Raw genomic sequence first — 5,474 nt, 5'->3', positions numbered from 1 at the left:
GGTGTAGATAATTACAAACTTAATTTAATGAGTTTGTAATTATTAATTTAACTGCATAAGTGTTATATTTTATTCACATACAGAAAGTTCTGGTTCAATTTCAAAATCAACTCCAGGTTGTTTTAAACGTATAAAATAGGTCAAAAAGGCGGCTATATAGTATAAAAAGCCGAATGTGATAAAAACAAAAAAATCATCAAATCCAAGGAAGTATACGATGGAGACAATAGTAGGCCCACCAAAACTGCTTAAGCCTCCGCCTAAGTTTTGTACGGAAACGGCTGCACCTTTATGCTCAGGAGCAAGCATAGGAAAAATAGCACCCATGGGAACGAAAGCGGTAATGGTCAAAGCAAAAAAGAGCATTCCACAAATGCTTGGATATATATTTCCTGGGTACCAAATAGGTATATAGTACAACAATATAGTTGCTGTGCCGCATCCAACAAAACCCGCCCAGCGCATTTGTTTAAGCCACCCAATTCGATCCCCAATCATACCCCATAACACGTTGCTAAAGGGTTGTATTGGATAAATAAAAACGCTGATAATTTGCCATTGTTCCATGGTAAAATGTCCACCATGGGAGGAAGGATAGAAATTGGGTAAGACAACAGTTAAAATACCAAACAACGAAAAATTGCAAATGGCTCTTATTATAAGAGCAATGGCCAAATCCCTATTGCGAAAAACAAGCGTTAGATCACGCGTAATAGTTCCTAAACGTTCAGTAAAAGTATAGTGAACCCTTTTATTTGGCGTATTGCTTTCATTATTTTTTAAAAGAAAAATCGTAATAGCAGCGCCAGCGCCTGCCCATAGGAGAGATTGCCATAACGTGCATTCAGCACCGTAATGTTTAACCATATAAATGGGAATTAGATTGCCAAAAATACCATAGCCAATGGTAAACATGGACCAAATCCATCCTACCGCAGAGGCAAGTTGGTTATCGGGCGTTTCTTTGACGACCCAATAGAAGAAACCGTAGAAAAAAAGAGGATAGGCGAAACCACGTAAGCCGTAAAAGAATAAAATGGGAAGATAATTATGGGAAATAATACCAAATTGCATAAAGGCAATATGTAAAATGATCCACATAAGGGATCCAACGATCATAATTTTTTTTGCACCGAATGTTTCAGCCAAAACGCCCGAAAGCCAGCTGGAAATAGCTACGGTGAGGCCATAAGCCGTAAAGACAAGACTGGATTTATCCTTGGGAAAACCAAAATCGGTGGTAATAAAATGGGAAAGAAAATTTTGTTCAAGTCCGTCTCCCGTCATAAAGAGGCCTACAGCAATATATCCCCAAAACAGAGAAACGGGCATACCTATTACCATACGAGATTTCGATGAATGGGTAATCATTTATATTTATTCCATAGTTTGGGTGCTAAAAACAGCGTTGGAACTAAAACGCTGTTTATACCGTGTAAAGTTAAACTTAATCCATAAGTTGTATTTGTAACTTTACGTCGTTGGGTTGAGCAGAAGCTGCTCTTTCAAAGGCCTCTATGCTTCTAGAAAAAGGATAAGTTCCAGAAATTAAAGGGTGTAAGTTAATTTTACCTGAAGCAATAAGATTAACCGCACGATCATAGACGTTGGCGTAACGGAAAACAGTTTCCATTGTAATTTCTTTGCTTTGGGCAGTAACAAGATCAAAATCGATTTTATCCACAGGTAAACCCAAAAACACGAGTGTTCCCCCCGGTCGTATACAGGTTAAAATTGTATCGTAAGAGGAATGATGTCCAGAAGCTTCAAAAGCGACATCAACGCCCCAATCGGCTCCACATTCTTTTTGGATTGTGTCAATAATAGACTCTTGCGTAATATGTATTGGGATAATACCTGAGTATTGTTTGACAATTTCCAGCTTTGGTGCCGCCACATCGGTAATAAAAACTTTACTGGCACCAGAGGCAAGCGCAGAGAGGGCTGTTAATATACCGATAGGTCCACAACCTGCGACTAAACAAACATCGCCGGGTTTAAATTTGGCTTTAACGCATGCTTGGATACCAATCGCCAGTGGCTCCACAAAGGCGCCTTCGGCAAAAGAGACGTTATCTGGGAGTTTAAAGGTATAAGAAGCAGGATGGACAACGCTTTCGGTCAAACATCCATGAATAGGAGGAGTAGCCCAAAAAACGACGTCGGGATCTACGTTATATATTCCTAATTTTGTGGCTTTGGAATGGGGATTGGGAATACCAGGTTCCATACAAACGCGATCACCCTTTTTGAGATGTTTTACGTTTGCTCCCACTTCTGTAACTATTCCTGAAGCTTCATGACCCAGCACCATAGGTTGAGTGACGACGAAAGGACCAATTTTACCATGTGTATAATAGTGAACATCACTGCCGCAAATTCCTACGGTGTGAATTTTTATGCGAACATCGTCCTCTCCCATTTGATTAGGAAGTTCAATATCACGGATGCTCAATTTTCCTTTATGTTCTAATACAACCGCTTTACTCATAAATGCCTCTCAAGAACAGATTAAAATAAAGTGTAAAGTAATACTGGCGTTGGTTATATCAAAGTAAACTAATTGTTATTGAAAATTGTTTTGTTGTGAATTCTGTATGAATTAAAATATTATTATTTAGAAATAGTTGCGATAATGATAATTTAGGCATGAGTTTGGGTAATACAGATACTAATTTTAAGTTAAATTTTCAAAAATTATGACTTTTAAGTTAGGAAATTAATAATGGAGAAATCATTACCAACAGTTGCTGTGGCCTTGTTTGTTAGAAATGAATTTTCAGATATATCGGGATGGATATCCTGGTATTTTGCACTTGGCGTTAAAACGTTATTTATTTTTGATGATCATTCTACTGATGGGACTTGGGAAATTTTGCAAGCCGCTACTAAATGTTATGATATACGTTTATTTAGGACAGATCCCATTCAAGAATCATGGTTTTACTTACGTCAGAGGGATAGTTTTTTAAAAGCCGTAGAGCTATGTAAGGGATATTATGACTGGCTTGCTTTTTTGGATGCGGATGAATATCTTTATTTGAAGCATTTTGATACGTTGCCAGAGTTTTTAGACCAATTCAAAGATGCAGATGCGGTTGCTTTTAATTGGAGGATTTATGGGCATGGTCATACCGTTTTAAGACCTAAGAAAGCAGTGGTTGAATCGTTTTTAAGGCATTCGTTGCCTACTTTTGGTGCTAATGAGTTGATAAAAAGTTTTTTTAGACCAGAAAATCATACGGGAAAGTATATTACCCCTCATTGGATTGAGGATATAGATCCCAACCGTTATTTCAAACCTAATAATACAAAAGTTACTAGAATAGGTTCGAGTCAAGATGTTGATTGGTCAGATGCTTTTGTTATGCATTATATTTGTCGAAGCATGGAACATTTTACTCAGAGGGTTAAAGTAAGACCAGATACGTCAGGTTGCTGGGGCGGTTATAATACAATAGACCTTGAAGATAAAGAACCTTTAAGGTTGATGCCTAAAGTAAATGAGATTATGGCCTCTATTTATGAGCAACAATTCAAAGATGCAATTGATCTTATAAGGGGAGTTGGAGTTGAGAAAAAAAAGTTTATTGGATATAATAAAAAAATGGAAAGGACACTATCCTGCACAAAGTCCAAGAGTAATGAGGTTAAAGACGTGTCATGGTACTGCTTTGTATCATGATGAAGACGGAATGGTAGTCAACGCTATTGAAGAGCATGGAATCCATTCTGGGCTTGGAATCGTTGATGCATACATCTATCCCTCAACGCCTAATATTATTACTTTACGTTCTAGAAATAATCCTAATTTAAGATTAAAATTTATAGACTATGTCCCTAATCATAATGGGTTGATGTTAAAAATTACAAAATCAAGAGACGCAAAAATAACCTTATCACGTCTGTATAGGCAAGCTAATTATTATGCTTGTTTTTTGCCACCCAACCCTTTGCGGGGTGGAATTGAAGCCAATTGTCTTGAAGCAAAAGGTTTTGAACAAATTGCTTTAGAATATTTGTATGATGATAACACCATTCTTGAGCCATCTTTGCCTTTTGTGTTCGGAAATGACACTACTTTAGAAGAAGTTACTGGATGGGTAAGTTCCAGCAGTGGAGATATTAGGGATCAATTTTTAAGGGTTATGCTTTCGGTATCTGTTTCTGTTCGAAACCATATGTGTGAGCATATTGTTCCTGGATTATTATGGCCATTTATATAAAGTTTAAAAAATGGATTACTATAAAATTACGATAAAGTAATCCTTTATATTAATTTATTAGCAAGGAATTTCATTGATTTTTACCCAGCGATTTTCGTTAGAAGATTTTAAAAGTGCCTCAGATATCCGAACAATTGTTAATGCATCTCTAAAATTTGCGTCGGTTTGCCGACCCGTCGATACGCATTCTAACAGTTTTTTTACTTCTAATGTTTTGAGGTCGTTAAATCCTAGTTGATGGCCGGGAGCTGGGCAAAATGCACCGTATTCTCCATGTTCTGGCCCAGCAGTAAGCGTAGTAAACCCTCTTCGATTAGCATTTTGATTGGCTTTATAGAGTTTAAGTTCATTAAAGCGGGCTTGATCAAAGATAAGGGATCCCTTTGATCCAGAAATTTCGAATCCATGATGCATTTGCCAGCCTGTTGCTAACCAGGAAGAAGTAAGGACACCCGTAAAATCGTAGTTTTCAAAATGAATAAGTGCGTTTACTTGGTCATCCGTAAAAACAGATTTTGTTTCTCCTTCTGGAGTATTTCTTGTTGGATAGAGGGTATCCAACTTCCCACAAACGGCATCAAACTCGCCTAGTAAATAACGTGCTGTGGCTAGAGCATGCGAGCCAATGTCCCCTAATGCCCCTCCAAATTGGTCTTTTTCACAGCGCCAATTGTAAGGGGCAGCATCTGCCATAAACCCTTCAGAATGTATTCCACGATATCCTGTAATTTCGCCAATTTCACCGCTTTGTATAATCTCTTTGGCCGTTACCATCATTGGATTACGTAAATAGTTAAATCCAACCATGGTGATTATCCCCGCTTGTTCAGCGGCTTGCGTCATATGTATAGCATCGCTAAGATTGGTTGCTAAAGGTTTTTCACAATAGATTATTTTTTTAGCTTTTATGGCTTCTAAAGCCATTTCGGCATGCAATTTGTTTGGAGTAGTAATAGAAACGATATCAACATCTGGCGAGTGAACAAGTTCCTTCCAATCATTGGTTGCTTTTTCGAATCCTAGTTGTTCAGCGGCTTGCTGAGCTTTTTCAAAGGGGATATCTGCCAGGAGTTTTAAAACCGGTGTGTGTTGTAAAGAGAAGTAGTGCGCAACGCACCCGAAAGCCCATGCATGGGCTTTGCCCATAAAGCCACTACCTATAATTCCTATGCCCAAAATGTTTTTTCTGTCCGTCATAATAGATAACCTTGAAATTAAAAATTTTATGGAATTTTTCATTTTCCCTTG

General features: G+C 37.8%; 5 protein-coding genes. 2 read left to right on the top strand and 3 right to left on the bottom strand.

Annotation, left to right across the window (positions count from 1 at the left end):
- Positions 1–69: 69 nt before the first annotated feature.
- Both AABE15_RS08405 and AABE15_RS08400 read right to left on the bottom strand, forming a co-directional pair.
- Positions 70–1,371, bottom strand: coding sequence for an MFS transporter (locus AABE15_RS08405; protein ID WP_338330848.1), 1,302 nt, complete (start codon positions 1,369–1,371; stop codon positions 70–72).
- A gap of 76 nt (positions 1,372–1,447) precedes the next feature.
- On the bottom strand, positions 1,448–2,491 hold the full coding sequence (locus tag AABE15_RS08400) for an NAD(P)-dependent alcohol dehydrogenase (protein ID WP_338330847.1): 1,044 nt from the start codon (positions 2,489–2,491) through the stop codon (positions 1,448–1,450).
- Between the two features lie 234 nt (positions 2,492–2,725).
- Here AABE15_RS08400 and AABE15_RS08395 point away from each other — a divergent pair, with 234 nt between their 5' ends.
- On the top strand, positions 2,726–3,685 hold the full coding sequence (locus AABE15_RS08395; RefSeq protein WP_338330846.1) for a glycosyltransferase family 2 protein: 960 nt from the start codon (positions 2,726–2,728) through the stop codon (positions 3,683–3,685).
- Entirely contained in the window at positions 3,645–4,226 is a 582-nt protein-coding gene (locus AABE15_RS08390) for a hypothetical protein (RefSeq protein WP_338330845.1), read from the top strand. The genes AABE15_RS08395 and AABE15_RS08390 overlap by 41 nt, the downstream gene beginning before the upstream one ends.
- Positions 4,227–4,283: 57 nt before the next feature.
- On the opposite strand, the gene AABE15_RS08385 is transcribed toward AABE15_RS08390, so the two are convergent.
- On the bottom strand, positions 4,284–5,474 hold a 1,191-nt coding region (locus AABE15_RS08385; RefSeq protein ID WP_338330844.1), incomplete at its 5' end, for a Gfo/Idh/MocA family oxidoreductase.

The organism is Commensalibacter sp. Nvir, assembly GCF_963921845.1.
GTDB lineage: Bacteria > Pseudomonadota > Alphaproteobacteria > Acetobacterales > Acetobacteraceae > Commensalibacter.
The sequence above is the reverse complement of the archived record's forward strand: the minus strand, read 5'-3'. Positions and strand labels throughout refer to the sequence as shown.